Genomic DNA, 15,671 nt, shown 5'->3' with positions numbered 1-15,671 from the left:
TTCCAGGGCTACTGCTTCAACGTTTATCGCGCCGTGCGCGGCGGAGCAAGCTGTGGCGCTTGCCGATTCGGCGTGCGGACGATGCGGCGGCGAGGCCAGCTCCGGCGGCGAGTACGGCGGTGATGGCAAGGGTGCTGATGGTGGGCGGAGTGTCGTGGAGAATCCAGGCGCCACCGGCCACGGCGACCGCGAGGATGGCTGAACTCGCGGACAGGCCGATGATGTTGGCCAGTCCACCGTGGGCACGGCGTAAGGTGCGGGTGTTGGACTCGAGGTAGGCAACGGCGAACAGGGCGAGGACCACGATCGCGGCCGCTGCGGCGGTGCGTGTCGGGCGCTGGGTGCTGCGGAATTCGATTCGCTGCGTGGCGATTTCCGTTCCGCTGCGCAGCAGGGTCAGCTCGCCGTCGAATTTCCCGGCCAGCACATGTGCGTTGACCGGATCGGGCAGGGTGGCCGCGCCGCCGGGCCGCAGCGGCACCGGATCCCCACCCAACCGCACACCGAATACCTCCACCGTGAGCGCAGCCGAGTCGACGTCGATTCCGTTGACCTGCAATGGAATCGGCTCCGACAGATCGACCTCGATCGGATTCGGACCCGTCGCATCGACACCGGCAACGGTGACAGTCCCGGGTACCAGATCCCCTCCGGCGGTCGGCGCGCCCACCCCGATCACCGCAACCGCACAAGCAGCCACCGCAAGCAACGCGCCAACCCCGAACATCGGCCACGGCGAAGCAAAGCTGACAACATCGCGGATCGGCACCAGATCTCGGCGATCGACATCAGCCAACCGAACTCCATTGTCCTGCGCCCTATGCACCGGACGCACGCGAACCATCGGCGGCCGGAAGGGCTCCGCCCTGAAAGGCCCAGGCCACGACCTTCCGGACGACGACACCTGTCGTGCCGACCCGCCATACCCCGAGGAACCCTGCCCGGCTCCATAAAAAGGCGGTCCTGCTGGCGCATCTCCCGAGGTAGGCGACCCCGGCACGGGCCGCGGCCTTGACGTCGCATCTCCCGACGCATCCGTGCCCGGCGCGGACCTCCTCGCCCCTGACAGCTCCGGCGCTGGCGGCTGCGCCCCGGGCGACCCGGATGCGCGCGGCTCCGACGTGGACCACTCCGGCGCTGGCGCCCCTGGAGCCCCTGGCGCGCCGCGTGCCGCCGCGCCGAACTGCTCGGAACCACCCGTGATATCACCACGCGCTGGTGGCACCGGCGATAACGGCGCACTCGGAGCCGGATCCGAACCCACTATGTCCGGCATCGACGAGATTTCGGTCGGAGCCGACGAAGGGAACGCTACCGCAGCGGGGCCGGGTCGTGGCGGTGAGGCACCGGTCGGAGGCTGGGTGGGGACAGCTGTTACCGGCGCGCGAGATTCGAAGCCCGCGGCAAGCACGCCTGTCCGGTGCCTGACAGCGGACTGCTCGAGCCCACTCTTCGCTCTCGGCGTCTGAACACCGGATCGCCCGGCGGCGCGACTGCTCCCGGTCGCGGCGGCGACAATAGTGTCCGCGCCGATGACCGGAATACCCACGGGCGTAAGCCAATCGCCACCCCAGCACGAGGCGGCGAGTTCGGCGAGAGCAATCCCGAAGAGTTCGGCGGTATCGAAACGATCGGCGGGATCGGTCGCCAGACCGCGCATCACCACGTCGGCGATCGGCTCCGGCACGCCCGGCGCGACCTCGACGAGCGGTATCGGAGTACCGAAGGCGTGTGCGAAAAGCGTTGCCAAATGGTCCTCATTCGGCGGAAACGGCAGTACCCCGGACAACAGCTGATACAGCATGGTCGCCAGCGCGTAGACATCGGTGGCGGGCGAAAGCGGCTGTCCGCGTGCTTGTTCCGGCGCTATATAGGACGGAGTCCCGACGATCTCACCGGTCCTGGTAACCAATGTCTCATCGCCACCGACGATCTTGGCGATCCCGAAATCGGTCAGCTTTATCGCACCGCCGGTACCGAACATGAGGTTCGACGGCTTGACGTCGCGGTGCAGAATCTTGTGCCGGTGTGCCGCTTCCAGCCCCGCGGCACAGGCCAGCCCGACCGCGACCGCGGTAGCCGCGTCGTATCCCTCGGTCGCGAACCGACTCCCAACGGTCCCACCGGGCAGATACTCCATAACCAACAGACACAGCTCATCGGCCTCGATGTAGTCGAAAACCCGCACCACGTGTGGATGATCGATTGCCGCAAGCAACCGCGCCTCGGCGACGAACCGACGCCGCACCTGCTCGTCATGCGCGAACTGCGGTGGAATCTGTTTGATGGCAACCGGCCGCCCCAACTGACGGTGCGTACCCGCGAGCACCACACCGCATCCGCCCCTGCCGACCTGCGCACCGATGTCATACGCGGGCAGCACGGCCCGCATTCGGCCGGTTTCAGATGTCAAGATGTCGCCCCATCCGGGAAGCGCACGGTTTCCACATCGGCGACTTCGTCGACCTCCTCGGTCGGCGGCAGATCCCCGACTTCCGGTGTCGGCGAACAGTATCCGAGTAGGAAGCCGACCGACGCCGCCACACCGGCAACCGTGAGCCACAGCCCGGTATCCGGAACCCACCACCGCAGTGCCGACGCGGTGAACCCGAATATCAAGCCGATGCCGATACCCGGCGCCAGTAACCGCAAGCCGCGCTGCCACCGGTTAGTGGACAGCCGGTGCCGGGCAATGGCCAACGTCGCGTCGGCAATGGCGAGCATGGTCAGCACCGCCAGCGCAATCCCGAACAGTCCGTATACCGAATACAACGAGCCGCGCACATCGGTGTCCATCGGTATCGAGGCGACCTGCGCGCCATCCTCGCCGATCACCGCCAAATCCGCGACGATCAGTCCGGTCGCCTGACCTTCGAGTCCGGTCAGATCGAGCCGATACTTCAGTGCCTCGGATTTTCCTGGTGCGATGGTCAATTCGACGGCGGTCGAGTACGAGAAGAAGGTCAGTCCGAGCACATGCCCGGCCAGGTCGACCTGCCGAATATGCAACGCCCCATCGCTGTTGTTGGTCAACGCGATAGCCACCCGAATGATGCTGTTCGGTTGCAGCCGTAGCGGTTCGGTGGCGGAGGTTTCGGCGATATCGCGATCGTCGATGGTCGCCGACATATCGACACCCTGCGGTTCGGCCGCTGCCGGTGCCACCGACAGCCCGACGAGCACAAGCGCGAACACACTGGGCAGCAGGATAATTCGCGTCGCCGCCGAGACACGGACTCGCATCATGGTTCCCTCCGCGCGGGTAGGTGCGAGACGAGCCGATGCCCGTAGAACCAGGCACCGATCAACAAGAAGAACAGAATCAGCGTCAATGTCGAAGTGGCGGAACTGATCCGGCTGACCAGCACAACATCCAACGGCGCGGTCAGCGTGCGCCCGCAGCGCGCCGTCACCTCATATCGCCCGACTTCGATCGACGTCAACGCCAGCGGTGCCCGAAAACCACCATCGGCCCCGGCGACGGCATTACCCACCGGCGTCTGCCCGACCAGCAAGCTGACCTGTGACTGCGGATCACACCCCGATCCGGCCGCGGTGACATCGCCACCGAGTCCGATCGCTGTGGGCGTGAGCTCGAGCGCGGCGGGTTGCGGCGCAATCGAGGGCGCCGGTGCCGTAGCGGCGGGCGTCGGCGGATCCGCAGGCCGAACGGTCGGCACAACCACCGTGGGCTGCCTCTTCGACGGATTTTCCGGTGGCCGTGGATCCGCCGGTATCTGCTGCTGCGGCGGCACCGTGGACGAATTCGCAGGTGGGTCCGCCGGGATCGGCGGCTGTGGATTCGGCGGCAAGGTGATGGTGATCGGCGGCAGCACAATATCGGGCAGCCGCGGTTGTTCGGGAGTGGAAGTCGGTCCGGAGCACCCATCCGACGTCCGTCCGGCGCACGGATCAGTCGGCACCGGACTGGTCGTCGTCTGCGTCCCGGTGCCGTCGTGCGTCCCGGTACCGTCACGCGTCCCACCACCGTCCGAATTGTCATTCGGCACCGCCGTGCTGGTCTGTGCCCCGGCCCCATCCCGCGTCCCCGGCCCGTGGTGTCCGGGCGCGGGTGCCGGCGAAACCACCGACGAAGTCGGCTCTTCCGACGCCGGAACCCCGAAAGCCGCTACCCTGCCGAACCCGACCGGCGCCGCCGCGACCAATAGCGCGGCGGAACAGAGAATCCCCCACCGCACACGCCGAGACGTCGCGTGTCGACGCTCCCCGCCGGCACGCGTCGGAATAGCCGCCAGCGTCCCCATCGCACATGCCTCAGATCAGCGATTTGATCAGTAGTTATGGTAAGCCGACAGCCGCCGACGCGGAGCCTTCTGGCTGAGCTCGAACCCAGCTAAAACCGCCGGCTACCAGGTAGCGTCACCGCTGTACCCGGCAATGCGCAAACCCTGCCGAACCGGCCACGAGTGCATACGATCCGAACCGGATGGCACCCCTCGGGCAGGGACCCCACCACCGCGACGGGAGCGTCCGGAATCAGGACAAACGGGTAGGTCCGCGACAAACTTCGCGGGGAGAGGACAATATCGGGCATGCACCGCAATGGGCCGACACAGGACATCGACGAGTCCGAATTGACCGTCACCCAGCCGAAGGAGCAGGCCGCGGGTGTGACGGCCGTTGCCGTTGCGCTCAAACGCGGGGTCGAGGAGATGGGTGTGCTGCGCACCGCGCGCACGCTGGCCCGCCTCAACCAGGTGCACGGCTTCGACTGCCCGGGCTGTGCCTGGCCGGAGCCGACGGGGCATCGCCGACCGGCCGAATTCTGTGAGAACGGCGCCAAGGCCGTCGCCGAGGAGGCGACGCTGCGCACCGTGACCCCCGAATTCTTCGCGCAGCATTCGATCGAGGAACTGGCGAGCAAATCCGGTTATTGGCTCGGCCAGCAGGGTCGGCTGACCCATCCGATGGTGCTGCGCCCAGGCGCGACCCATTACTTGCCCATCGAGTGGGACGAGGCCTACCAGCTCATCGTCGAGCACCTGCGCGCGCTGGAATCCCCCGACGAAGCGGTGTTCTACACATCGGGCCGCACCGCCAACGAGACCGCATTCCTCTACCAGCTGCTGGTCCGCAGCTTCGGCACGAACAATCTGCCGGACTGTTCGAATATGTGCCACGAATCCTCCGGCGCCGCACTGACCAGTTCCATCGGCATCGGCAAAGGTTCGGTCTCGATCGACGACTTCGGCAAGGCCGATCTGATCATTGTCGCGGGCCAGAATCCGGGCACCAATCATCCGCGCATGCTCAGCGCGCTGGCGGGCGCGAAGGCTAACGGCGCCAAGGTCATCGCGGTCAACCCGCTGCCGGAGACCGGACTGCTCGGCTTCCGCGACCCACAGACGCTCACGGGTTTCACCAGCGGTGTCGCCATTGCCGACGACTTCCTGCAGATCCGGCTCGGCGGCGATATGGCGCTGTTCCAGGGGTTGGGCAAACTGCTTTTCGAGGCCGAGGACCGCGCACCGGGCACGGTGGTCGACCGCGAGTTCGTCGATGCGCACTGCGCTGGCTTCGCGGAGTACGAAAAGAATGTGCGCGCGGTCGATCTCGGCACGGTGCGCGCGGCAACCGGACTCACCGACGACGATTTGTACCGCACCTCAACACTTTTGGCCGAATCCAAGAACATCATCATCTGCTGGGCAATGGGCCTGACCCAGCAGAAGCACGGCGTCGCCACCATCGAGGAAGCGACCAATCTGCTATTGCTGCGCGGCATGATCGGCAAGCCCGGCGCGGGCGTGTGCCCGGTGCGCGGCCACTCCAACGTGCAGGGCGACCGCACCATGGGCATCTGGGAGAAGATGCCCGATACCTTCCTCGACGCACTCGACCGCGAACTCGGCATCGCCAGCCCGCGCAAACACGGCTACGACACCGTCGATGCGATCCGCGCCATGCGCGCGGGCGCGGCGCGGGTGTTCTTCGGCATGGGCGGCAATTTCGTCTCCGCCACCCCTGATACCGGGGTGACCGAGGCCGCGCTGCGCAGTTGCGCGCTGACCGTGCAGGTCTCCACCAAGCTCAACCGCAGTCACGTCGTGCACGGCACGACCGCGCTCATCCTGCCCACCCTCGGCCGCACCGATCTCGACCTACAGAATGGTGCGAAACAGCAAGTTTCGGTGGAGGATTCGATGTCGATGGTGCATCTATCAACCGGTCGGCTGAAGCCGGTGAGCGAGCATTTGCGCAGTGAAGTCGCCATCGTCTGCGAACTCGCGCAGACGCTGCTCGGCGCGGATCATCCGGTGCCGTGGGCGCAGTATCAACTCGACTACGACAAGATCCGCGATGCGATCGCCCGTGTGGTGCCCGGCTGCGACGACTACAACAAGCGGGTGCGTGATCGCAACGGCTTCGTACTGCCGCATCCACCGCGCGACTCCCGCGAATTCCGCACTGCCACCGGCAAAGCCAATTTCGCGGTGAACGAATTGACCTGGACACCAGTCCCCGCGGGACGGTTGATCCTGCAGACCCTGCGCAGCCACGACCAATACAACACCACCATCTACGGCCTGGACGACCGCTATCGCGGGGTGCATGGCGGCCGCAAAGTTGTCCTGATGAATATCGACGACATCACCGAATTCGGTTTCGTAGACGGCGATCTGGTGAATCTGGTCTCCGAATGGACCGACGGCACCGAACGCAAGGTGACCGGTTTCCGCATCGTCGAATACTCGACCCCGCGCGGCAATGCCGCCGCCTACTATCCGGAGACCAATCCCCTCGTTCCGCTCGATCACGTTGCGGCACGGTCGAATACACCAGTTTCCAAGGCTGTGACCATCCGGTTGGAGCCGCACGTTCATGTGGGGCAGGACCCGAGCGCCAGCGAGGCGCGGTCGTGAGCAGAGTGACCGCGCGCCGCAAGACACGCCGCATCTCACCGAACGGCGTGATCGAACGCCCGGATTCCGTTGCGGTAGAAGAACCATTGGAGCTGCGCCTGGACGGACAATCACTCACCGTCACCATGCGCACCCCGGGCAGCGATATCGAACTGGTGCACGGCTTCCTCTTGGGCGAGGGCATCATTCAAGCCGCCGAGGATGTGGTGAGCGCCCGCTATTGCGCGGGCGCCGACGAGAACGGCCAGAACACCTACAACGTGCTGGATGTCCAACTGCGCACCCCTATCCCGGTGCACGGCCGCAACTTCCTCACCACCGGCGCATGCGGACTCTGCGGTAAGACTGCGCTCGACGAGGTCCGCACCCGCACCAGATTCCCGCTGCCGACAACCTCGATCACGGTCGACACCGAGACCCTCGCCGCCATGCCGGACCAATTGCGCACCCGTCAAACGGTTTTCGACGCCACCGGCGGTCTGCACGCTGCGGGACTGTTCACCCCCGACGGCACCGCACTCGCTGTGCGCGAGGACATCGGACGACACAACGCTGTCGACAAGGTGCTCGGCTGGGCGGTACTCGAAAACCGTATCCCCGCAAACGATCTCGTGCTCATTGTCAGCGGCCGGGCCTCCTTCGAGCTGGTTCAGAAGGCCGTGATGGCGGGCATCCCGATGCTCGGCGCCGTCTCGGCCCCCAGCTCGTTGGCCATCGATCTGGCCGCCGAATCCGGCCTCACCCTGGTCGGCTTCCTGCGCGGGGACACCATGAACATCTATTCCCGCTCCGACCGGCTGACCATCAGCGACGAGGTCGCCGCCTATTGATCGTGACCCGAGGTCCGACTTACGGTTGCAGCACCAGATCCCTGGTTCGGCGATGAACGGAGAGACCGATGCGGATCACGGTAGATGGCAAATCCGGCGGGCTACGTGTGCGGATGCGGTTCCAACAGCAGCGCAATCGCTGGCTCGCCGTGCGAATCATATTGGGGGTGTTGGCATTTCAGGGCGCGGTCGTCGGACTGTGGGCGGTCTTCGCGCCGCACTCCTGGTACACCAGCTTCCCGGGTTTCGGTATGCAGTGGATCGGCGCGGACGGCCCGTACAACCACCATCTCGCCTCCGATGTCGGCTCGTTCTTCCTGGCGCTGACCGCGGTGACACTGGCCGCGCTATTCCTCGGCGGCAGCGCACTTGCCCAGGTCGCGGGCCTCGGCTGGCTGGTCTTCGGCGTGCCACACCTGATCTATCACGCCTTTCACAAACCCGCCGACATGAGTGGGGGCAGTTTCACCCTCAGCGTCATCGGTGCGGCATTGATCGTCGCCCTCGGCTTGGCCCTGATCCTGGTCACCCCGCGTGGGCCGCAGTTGCGCGATCCCGCCCCGATCAACTTCCAACGCCCCCGCCGCCGTACGAACCGCTAGACCGCCGAAACAGTAACGCCCCACAGCGCATGCTGTGGGGCGTTCTCCGTGCGAAGTGAGCGTTCAGGCCGCGTGCCACCCACCAACCTCGGTCAAATGGTTGAGGGCCTGCACAACGGCCGGCGCGCACAGGTGTCCGTCGTCCGGCCCGAGCCACGCCATCTCGGCGATCTCCGCCGCCGGAGCCGGCGCGCCGTGACCGGGTGCGCGGAAGCAGTGCATCTCGACCAGCGTTCCGGGACGCCCGTGGGCTGGGGCCGTAATGGTCACCACGGGCGTTATCCGGTGCGCCTCCAATTCGACGCCGACTTCCTCGCGAACCTCCCGAACGAGCGCTCCCGCCAGGGTTTCTCCGGGTTCGGGCTTGCCGCCCGGCAGATAGAAGGCGTCGCGTCCCTCGGTCCGGACCGCGAGCAAGCGGCCGTTCTCGACGCACAGCCACGCCACCGACGTGAGCGTTCGTTTCCTGAGCATGGTCCTGCTGACCCTTTCGAGCGACCTGCAAGCAATCGCTACGGACGACGTGTCAGTCCTTCAGCGCTTCGAGCAACGCCGCACGCTGGCGCGCGCCGAGTCCACCGATGCGGCGGTCCTCGGGAATTTCCGCCTGGTCCATCAGCTTGGCCGCCTTGACCGGTCCGACACCGGGCAGCGCCTTGATCACGGCAGCGACCTTGGTCTTCTTGACCAGGTCGTCGCTGTCCGCCTTCTTCAACAGGTCGGCCACCGAAACCTTGCCGGCCTTCACCTTGCCGATCAGTTCGGAGCGCGCCTTGCGGACCGCAGCCGCCTTGGCCAACGCCTCAGTGCGCTGTTCCGCGGTCATGGTAGGCAGTGCCATGTCTCCTCCGCTTTCACTCGTCACTCGAACATCTGGTTGACCGGACCGAGTAAACAGCACGACGAGCACCACACAAGCTCGACACACCGGGTTCCGACAGCGAGAAATGGCGACAAGTTTTCTGAACCACCCGGGCCCCACCAGGCTCCAGACCCGCCCGGACCAGGCGAAAAGGACAAAATGAATCCGGTCATGAACCCCGCGGCGGCATTCAGCGAGGCCGCCGTCGGCCCCTGAGGCTTCACCAACAGTGATCGGACCGGACCGAGCGCACCGCCTTCGGGCACAGAAAAAGGCGGCGGCGCGGTAACACATGGAGGGTGAATAGCGACACCAAAAGCAGACGCACAAGTGCGGGACAGAAGGTTCAACGGCGAACCAGGGAGTCAATGGGGACTCCGAGTCCGGGCGCGATCGGCAACCTCAGTGATGCGGAATCCGACCGTCACCGTATCCCACATCACTAGCGCGCCAACAAGATATCCGAGGGGTATCGATCGACGAGTACTGGCGCGGGGGGCCATCTGCGCCAGTACGTCTGCCCCGCCCAACGGGATTCCTTGCCATGCGATCACCGGACACTGCTACGCTCCGAATTAGAACACGTTTCAATTCGTGAGAGGTTTCCATGGCAGCCAAGATCCGCGATGTGATCGAACAGTACGTCAAGCTGGTCGGTTCCGGCCCGACCGAGGCGATCGTCGACCTCTACGCACCCGATGCGGTGGTGGAAGATCCGATCGGCACCGAACCCAAGCGCGGCCACGACGCCATTCGCGAGTTCTACGAGGTGCTCGGAAACCTCGATCGGGAAACGCAGCTGCACGCGGATTCGGTTCGAATCGCGGGCAACCACGCCGCCTTCATGTTCACTCTCGTCACCAAGTTCGGCGATCAGCGCTTCACACTCTCGCCCATCGATGCGATGGACTTCGACGACGAGGGCAAAATCGTCGCCATGCGCGCCTACTGGAGCCAGGACGATATGCGCAACGAAGCGTCCTGAAGCCACCGCACGGGTCCATACAGACCGCGGGTGCGGCAGCCGAATTCGACTGCCGCACCCGCGTTTTCGGTATCAGGCGCTCGCGCGAGCCAACTCCAGCGGTTTCGGCCGCGCAACCGCGGCCAGGCTCGGGATGACATCGAAGACCGCGGCATGCCCCGCGACCTCGAGTAGCCGATCCACGCAGCGCGGACCCGTGATCAACTGGAGTTGCCGGCCGCTGTGGCCGAGCCAGGATCGGGCCTCCATCAACGCCCGCAGCCCGGCAACGCCGAAGAACGTCACCTGCGATAGATCGATAACGACCACCGCGCCCGCCGTAGGTAACGCTTCCAGCAGGGACTGCCGAAAGGCCTCGGCCGTCAGGTAATCCATTTCGCCGCCGACGGCACACAAGGTGACCGAATCCACCGGCGGTGACACGACTACGCACAGACGGTCGGCAGACCGCTGGGGTCCGGATCCGTCTGCGGCAGCGATACTTTGATCTGAGGAAACTAGAACTGTCGACATGAGGACCTCGGTCCGTCGAATCCGCCGGGCAGACACCTTGCGGCGGGAAACTTTTCGCCCCGATCATCCAGGACCAGGACTGGGCTGGTTACTCAACCGTGCCCTACGGATACCCAAACCGCCGGCCCGATACACATCGAGTGGGCCGGAAATTTCTCCGGCCCACTCGCGAGGTATGCGTACTGCGGTGCTACGCCGACTTCTCCCGACGCTCGGCGCGCTGGGCCTTGCGCGGCACGATGGTCGGCAGCACATTGTCGTTGACGGTGTCGGCGTTCACGACCACCTTGGCGACGTCGTCGCGGCTGGGGATGTCGAACATCGCCAGCTGCAGGACCTCCTCCATGATGGCGCGCAGACCGCGGGCGCCGGTGCCGCGCAGGATCGCCTGATCGGCGATCGCCTCCAGCGCGTCATCGGTGAATTCCAGGTCGACGCCGTCCATCTCGAACAGCCGTACGTACTGCTTCACCAATGCGTTCTTCGGCTCGGAGAGAATCTTGACCAACGAATCCTTGTCCAGATTCGTCACCGAGGCGACGACCGGGAGGCGGCCGATGAATTCGGGGATCAGACCGAATTTGATCAGATCCTCCGGCATTACCTCAGCGAAGTGGTCATCGGTATCGATATCGGCCTTGGAGCGCACCTCGGCGCCGAAGCCGATGCCGCGGTGTCCGGTGCGATCGGAGATGATCTTCTCCAGCCCCGCGAACGCACCCGCAACGATGAAAAGCACGTTGGTGGTGTCGATTTGGATGAATTCCTGGTGCGGATGCTTGCGCCCGCCCTGCGGCGGCACACTCGCCTGCGTACCCTCCAGGATCTTCAACAGCGCCTGCTGCACACCCTCACCGGAGACGTCGCGGGTGATCGACGGGTTCTCGCTCTTGCGGGCGATCTTGTCGACCTCATCGATGTAGATGATCCCGGTCTCGGCGCGCTTGACGTCGTAGTCCGCGGCCTGGATCAGCTTCAGCAGGATGTTCTCGACATCCTCACCGACATATCCGGCCTCGGTCAGCGCCGTCGCGTCGGCGATGGCGAACGGGACGTTGAGCATCTTGGCCAGCGTCTGCGCCAGGTAGGTCTTGCCGCAGCCGGTGGGGCCGAGCATGAGGATATTGGACTTGGCCAGTTCGACGGTCTCGCCGCGGCTGTCGCGACCCTTGTCACCTGCCTGGATGCGCTTGTAGTGGTTGTAGACGGCCACCGCGAGGGTGCGCTTGGCGGTGTCCTGCCCGATCACGTAGTTCTCCAGGAAGTCCCGGATCTCGGCGGGCTTGGGCAGCTCATCGAGTTTGACCTCACTGGACTCGGCCAGCTCTTCCTCGATGATCTCGTTGCATAGATCGATGCACTCGTCGCAGATGTACACCCCTGGTCCCGCAATGAGCTTCTTGACCTGCTTCTGGCTCTTTCCGCAGAACGAGCACTTCAGCAGATCGCCGCCATCTCCGATGCGCGCCATCTCGTGGGTCCCTACTTCCTTGTCCGCCTGCAACCGTCTATCCAGGTTGCCAGCAATCCGCCACCCTCGGGTGTAATCACGAACACCTCGAGCGATTCCGACGGTTCGAGCACTGCCGTCAACCGGGAGCAAAGGTCCCTAGGTCGACCGTACCCGGTGTGTGCGACGGAGGTCGACAACTCGAGCATGTTTCTCACGGGGGTCGTCCGAGTTCTTACCACTATGGAACACGTTCACCCCGATCGACGGCCATCCGACACTCCTGGCCGCCCGCCTCGGAAACCCTTCCGCCCGACACCCTTCCGGCCGGTCGGCTCCCCTGAAGCAGTCCGGCCGGGGCACATGCCGAGCGGCATGCGGCCCGGCCGGATTTTCCTGACATAGAGCAACTTACGAGCGATCAACGCGCCGCGTCCGGCGCGTCCGCCCTACTTCTGTCCGCACTACTTCTGGGCGCACTACTTCTGGGCGCTGAGCTTGCGGTAATCGAAGACCGTGTCGATAATCCCGTATTCCTTGGCCTCCTCGGCCGTCAGGATCTTGTCGCGGTCGGTGTCCTTGCGGATGGTGTCGGCATCCCTACCGGTGTGGCGCGCCAGCGTGGTCTCCATCAGGCGACGCATCCGCTCGATCTCGGCGGCCTGGATCTCCAGGTCCGAAACCTGCCCCTGAATGCCACCCTCCAGCGACGGCTGGTGGATCAGCACGCGGGCATTGGGCAGGCACGCGCGCTTGCCGGGGGTACCGGCGGCGAGCAGCACGGCCGCGGCGGAAGCGGCCTGCCCCAGGCAGACGGTGGCCACATCGGCGCGCACGTACTGCATGGTGTCGTAGATCGCCATCAACGAGGTGAACGAACCACCGGGCGAGTTGATGTACATGGTGATGTCGCGATCGGGATCCAGCGACTCCAGCACCAGCAGCTGCGCCATGACGTCGTTCGCCGAGGCATCGTCGACCTGCACGCCGAGGAAGATGATGCGCTCCTCGAACAGCTTGTTGTACGGGTTGGACTCCTTGACACCGAAGCTCGAGTGCTCGATGAACGAGGGCAGGATATAGCGCGACTGCGGGCTCGCCGGGGCGGTGCCGCCGAGACCGGCGCGCGGGTCGAACAGATTGGCCATCTTCGTCTCCAAAGTCTGGGTGGGTGAGCGGTCTGCGGCGCCGACTTACTTCGCGCCGTTGGCCTGATCCGCGTGGCTGATCACGTGGTCGATGAAGCCGTACTCGAGGGCCTGCTTCGCCGTGAACCAGCGGTCGCGGTCGGCGTCGACGGTCACCTGCTCGATGGATTTACCGGTGTGCATCGCCTGCAGCTCGTTCAGCTCGCGCTTGGTGTGTGCGAACTGTTCGGCCATGATCGCGATATCGGCCGCGGAACCACCGATGCCCGCCGACGGCTGGTGCATCATGATGCGCGCGTGCGGCAGGGCGTACCGCTTGCCCTTGGTGCCGGCGGTGAGCAGGAACTGGCCCATCGATGCGGCCAGACCCATGCCGTAGGTGGCGATATCGCACTCGGCGAACTGCATCGTGTCGTAGATGGCCATACCCGCGGTGACCGAACCACCGGGCGAGTTGATGTAGAGCGAGATGTCCTTGGTCGGATCCTCCGCCGACAGCAGCAGGATCTGCGCGCACAGCTTGTTGGCGATGTCGTCGTCGACCTGGGTGCCGAGGAAGATGATGCGCTCACGCAGCAGGCGCTCGTATACCGAATCACTGAGGTTGAGACCAGCAGTGGGGGAACTCATGACGACCCCTGCCTTGTTCATTGTCACGGATACCTGCCTTCTCTTCTCACCGGCTCTGATTGCTACACAGCCATCACTGGTTCGCTGTCACAAACATTAACGAAGCCGGGCGGCACCGAACTCCCGGTACCGCCCGTCTTCGCTCACAGCGCAATCTCGCTGACGCTCGATTGCGCTGTGCGCGAGAGCGCGCTGTGCTTCTGGTTCACTCGCTACGCTCCTTCACAGCGCAATCACACAACCACACGGCAGTCGATCGCGCTGTCCTTCCATGGAATTATTCGGCGCTCGCGGCGGCGGTCTCTTCGTTGCCGTCGGACTCGGAACCCTCAGGGGCACCGAACATTTCGGCGGTGTCGACGGCGTTGCCGTCGGAGTCGGTGACCTTCACCTTGCCGACCACACCGGCCAGCGCCTTACCGCGACGCACGTCCGCGAAGACCGCGCCGAGCTGGCCCGCCTGCTGCACCTGCTGGATGAACTGTTCGGGCGAGAGGCCGTAGCGCTGCGCCTGGAACAGGATCCGCTCGGTGAGCTCCTCCTGGCCGACCTGGGTGTTGTCCGCCTCGGCGATGGCATCCAGCAGCAGCTGGGTCTTCACCGACTTCTCGGCGGACTCCTTGGTGTCCTTGTCGAATTCCTCGCGGCTCGAGCCCTGGGCCTCGAGCGCCTCGGCGAGCTTGGCCTCGTCGTGGTCGAAGCCGTGCACGGCATCGTGCACCACGGCGTCGATCTCGGCCTGCACGACCGCCTCCGGCAGCGGCACCTCGACCTGCTCGAGCAGGGTCTCGAGCACCTTGTCGCGGATCTGACCGGCCTGCTCGACCTTCTTGACGCGCTCGACCCGGTTGCGCAGGTCTTCCTTCAGCTCGTCGAGGGTGTCGAATTCGCTGGCCAGCTGGGCGAACTCGTCATCGGCCTCGGGCAGCTCGCGCTCCTTGACCGAGCGCACGGTGACGGTGATGACCGCTTCCTTGCCCGCGTGCTCACCGGCGACCAGGGTCGAGGTGAACTCCTTGGACTCGTCCACCGAAAGGCCGATAAGCGCCTCGTCCAGGCCCTCGATCAGCTGGCCGGAGCCGACCTCGTGGGACAGGCCGGTGGTGGCCGCCTCGGGCACGTCCTCGCCGTCGACGGTGGCCGAGAGATCGATGGAGACGAAGTCGCCTTCCTGGACCGGACGCTCGACACCGGTCAGGGTGCCGAAGCGCTGGCGCAGCGACTGCAGCTGCTCCTCGATGTCCTCGTCGCCGATGGTGAACGAGTCGACGGTCACCTCGATGCCGTCGTAGGCGGGCAGGGCGATCTCCGGGCGCACGTCGACCTCGGCCGTGAAGGCCAGCTCCTGGCCGTCCTCGATCTTGGTGATCTCGATCTCGGGCTGGCCGATGACCTTGACTTCGGAGGTGGTGACGGCCTCGCTGTAGCGGCCGGGCAGCACATCGTTGACGACCTGCTCGAGGATCGCGCCGCGGCCCAGGCGGGCCTCGATGAGCTTGGCCGGGGCCTTACCCGGACGGAAGCCGGGGATGCGCACCTGGTTCGCCAGCGCCTTGTAGGCCTTGTCGAAGTCCGGCTTCAGCTCCTCGAAAGGCACCTCGACGTTGATCCGGACCCGGGTCGGGCTCAGCTGCTCGACGGTGCTCTTCACGGACATGCTCCTTGTTCGTTGGTCCTGGTCGACTTGCTTGTGGCCGACTTGCTTGGGGTTATCACGAGCGAAATCGCCGCACGGCTTAACGTGCGTATCTCGACCAGGTTAGTTGA

Annotated in this window: 14 protein-coding genes; 4 read left to right on the top strand and 10 right to left on the bottom strand. The window is 65.2% G+C overall.

Features of this window, described 5'->3' with window-relative positions; translation table 11 throughout:
• Positions 1-16 precede the first annotated feature (16 nt).
• The 3 genes from AB0J47_RS00910 to AB0J47_RS00900 are packed head-to-tail and all read right to left on the bottom strand — an operon-like array spanning position 17 to position 4,088.
• The gene (locus AB0J47_RS00910; protein WP_364338999.1) at positions 17-2,413 is read right to left on the bottom strand and encodes a protein kinase; all 2,397 of its coding nucleotides are present in this window, start codon (positions 2,411-2,413) and stop codon (positions 17-19) included.
• Positions 2,410-3,246 carry a hypothetical protein gene (locus tag AB0J47_RS00905; protein ID WP_364338996.1) on the bottom strand — a complete coding sequence of 279 codons (837 nt, stop codon included), beginning with the start codon at positions 3,244-3,246 and terminating at the stop codon, positions 2,410-2,412. The genes AB0J47_RS00910 and AB0J47_RS00905 overlap by 4 nt, the downstream gene beginning before the upstream one ends.
• Entirely contained in the window at positions 3,243-4,088 is an 846-nt protein-coding gene (locus AB0J47_RS00900) for a hypothetical protein (protein WP_364338994.1), read from the bottom strand. Before AB0J47_RS00900 ends, AB0J47_RS00905 begins: the two co-directional genes overlap by 4 nt.
• Positions 4,089-4,553: 465 nt before the next feature.
• Here AB0J47_RS00900 and AB0J47_RS00895 point away from each other — a divergent pair, with 465 nt between their 5' ends.
• The 3 genes from AB0J47_RS00895 (at position 4,554) to AB0J47_RS00885 (ending at position 8,316) form a co-directional block, all read left to right on the top strand.
• On the top strand, positions 4,554-6,884 hold the full coding sequence (locus AB0J47_RS00895; RefSeq protein WP_364338992.1) for an FdhF/YdeP family oxidoreductase: 2,331 nt from the start codon (positions 4,554-4,556) through the stop codon (positions 6,882-6,884).
• Positions 6,881-7,714: a formate dehydrogenase accessory sulfurtransferase FdhD gene (gene fdhD / locus AB0J47_RS00890; protein WP_364338990.1), complete on the top strand. Its 834-nt coding sequence runs from the start codon at positions 6,881-6,883 to the stop codon at positions 7,712-7,714. The genes AB0J47_RS00895 and fdhD overlap by 4 nt, the downstream gene beginning before the upstream one ends.
• 68 nt (positions 7,715-7,782) lie before the next feature.
• On the top strand, positions 7,783-8,316 hold the full coding sequence (locus tag AB0J47_RS00885; protein ID WP_364338988.1) for a hypothetical protein: 534 nt from the start codon (positions 7,783-7,785) through the stop codon (positions 8,314-8,316).
• Between the two features lie 63 nt (positions 8,317-8,379).
• Here AB0J47_RS00885 and AB0J47_RS00880 read toward each other — a convergent pair whose 3' ends face one another.
• Together AB0J47_RS00880 and mihF are read right to left on the bottom strand one after the other, a co-directional pair.
• Positions 8,380-8,790, bottom strand: coding sequence for an NUDIX domain-containing protein (locus tag AB0J47_RS00880; protein ID WP_364338986.1), 411 nt, complete (start codon positions 8,788-8,790; stop codon positions 8,380-8,382).
• 52 nt (positions 8,791-8,842) lie between these two features.
• Positions 8,843-9,157, bottom strand: a complete 315-nt coding sequence (gene mihF, locus AB0J47_RS00875; protein ID WP_040687687.1) for an integration host factor, actinobacterial type — start codon at positions 9,155-9,157, stop codon at positions 8,843-8,845.
• 628 nt (positions 9,158-9,785) lie between these two features.
• Here mihF and AB0J47_RS00870 point away from each other — a divergent pair.
• The gene (locus AB0J47_RS00870; RefSeq protein ID WP_364338985.1) at positions 9,786-10,163 is read left to right on the top strand and encodes a nuclear transport factor 2 family protein; all 378 of its coding nucleotides are present in this window, start codon (positions 9,786-9,788) and stop codon (positions 10,161-10,163) included.
• A 72-nt stretch (positions 10,164-10,235) separates the two neighbouring features.
• On the opposite strand, the gene AB0J47_RS00865 is transcribed toward AB0J47_RS00870, so the two are convergent.
• The 5 genes from AB0J47_RS00865 to tig form a co-directional block, all read right to left on the bottom strand.
• Positions 10,236-10,574 carry an STAS domain-containing protein gene (locus AB0J47_RS00865; RefSeq protein ID WP_364338983.1) on the bottom strand — a complete coding sequence of 113 codons (339 nt, stop codon included), beginning with the start codon at positions 10,572-10,574 and terminating at the stop codon, positions 10,236-10,238.
• Between the two features lie 292 nt (positions 10,575-10,866).
• The gene (gene clpX / locus AB0J47_RS00860) at positions 10,867-12,147 is read right to left on the bottom strand and encodes an ATP-dependent Clp protease ATP-binding subunit ClpX (RefSeq protein ID WP_364338981.1); all 1,281 of its coding nucleotides are present in this window, start codon (positions 12,145-12,147) and stop codon (positions 10,867-10,869) included.
• A gap of 458 nt (positions 12,148-12,605) precedes the next feature.
• Positions 12,606-13,274 carry an ATP-dependent Clp protease proteolytic subunit gene (locus AB0J47_RS00855; protein WP_364338979.1) on the bottom strand — a complete coding sequence of 223 codons (669 nt, stop codon included), beginning with the start codon at positions 13,272-13,274 and terminating at the stop codon, positions 12,606-12,608.
• A 45-nt stretch (positions 13,275-13,319) separates the two neighbouring features.
• On the bottom strand, positions 13,320-13,904 hold the full coding sequence (locus tag AB0J47_RS00850) for an ATP-dependent Clp protease proteolytic subunit (protein WP_364338977.1): 585 nt from the start codon (positions 13,902-13,904) through the stop codon (positions 13,320-13,322).
• Between the two features lie 277 nt (positions 13,905-14,181).
• A complete protein-coding gene (tig, locus tag AB0J47_RS00845; RefSeq protein ID WP_364338975.1) occupies positions 14,182-15,555 on the bottom strand; it encodes a trigger factor in 1,374 nt (457 codons plus the stop codon).
• Positions 15,556-15,671: the final 116 nt, after the last annotated feature.

Source organism: Nocardia sp. NPDC049737 (assembly GCF_040674755.1).
GTDB lineage: Bacteria > Actinomycetota > Actinomycetes > Mycobacteriales > Mycobacteriaceae > Nocardia.
The sequence above is the reverse complement of the archived record's forward strand: the minus strand, read 5'-3'. Positions and strand labels throughout refer to the sequence as shown.

What these genes read in the sequence shown, in the direction of transcription:
- AB0J47_RS00850 (WP_364338977.1), bottom strand. Translation starts at nt 13,904, where the DNA reads ATGAGTTCCCCCACTGCTGGTCTCAACCTCAGTGATTCGGTATACGAG.
- AB0J47_RS00905 (WP_364338996.1), bottom strand. Translation starts at nt 3,246, where the DNA reads ATGATGCGAGTCCGTGTCTCGGCGGCGACGCGAATTATCCTGCTGCCC.
- AB0J47_RS00885 (WP_364338988.1), top strand. Translation starts at nt 7,783, where the DNA reads ATGCGGATCACGGTAGATGGCAAATCCGGCGGGCTACGTGTGCGGATG.
- AB0J47_RS00855 (WP_364338979.1), bottom strand. Translation starts at nt 13,274, where the DNA reads ATGGCCAATCTGTTCGACCCGCGCGCCGGTCTCGGCGGCACCGCCCCG.
- AB0J47_RS00880 (WP_364338986.1), bottom strand. Translation starts at nt 8,790, where the DNA reads ATGCTCAGGAAACGAACGCTCACGTCGGTGGCGTGGCTGTGCGTCGAG.
- AB0J47_RS00870 (WP_364338985.1), top strand. Translation starts at nt 9,786, where the DNA reads ATGGCAGCCAAGATCCGCGATGTGATCGAACAGTACGTCAAGCTGGTC.
- clpX (WP_364338981.1), bottom strand. Translation starts at nt 12,147, where the DNA reads ATGGCGCGCATCGGAGATGGCGGCGATCTGCTGAAGTGCTCGTTCTGC.
- AB0J47_RS00895 (WP_364338992.1), top strand. Translation starts at nt 4,554, where the DNA reads ATGCACCGCAATGGGCCGACACAGGACATCGACGAGTCCGAATTGACC.
- mihF (WP_040687687.1), bottom strand. Translation starts at nt 9,157, where the DNA reads ATGGCACTGCCTACCATGACCGCGGAACAGCGCACTGAGGCGTTGGCC.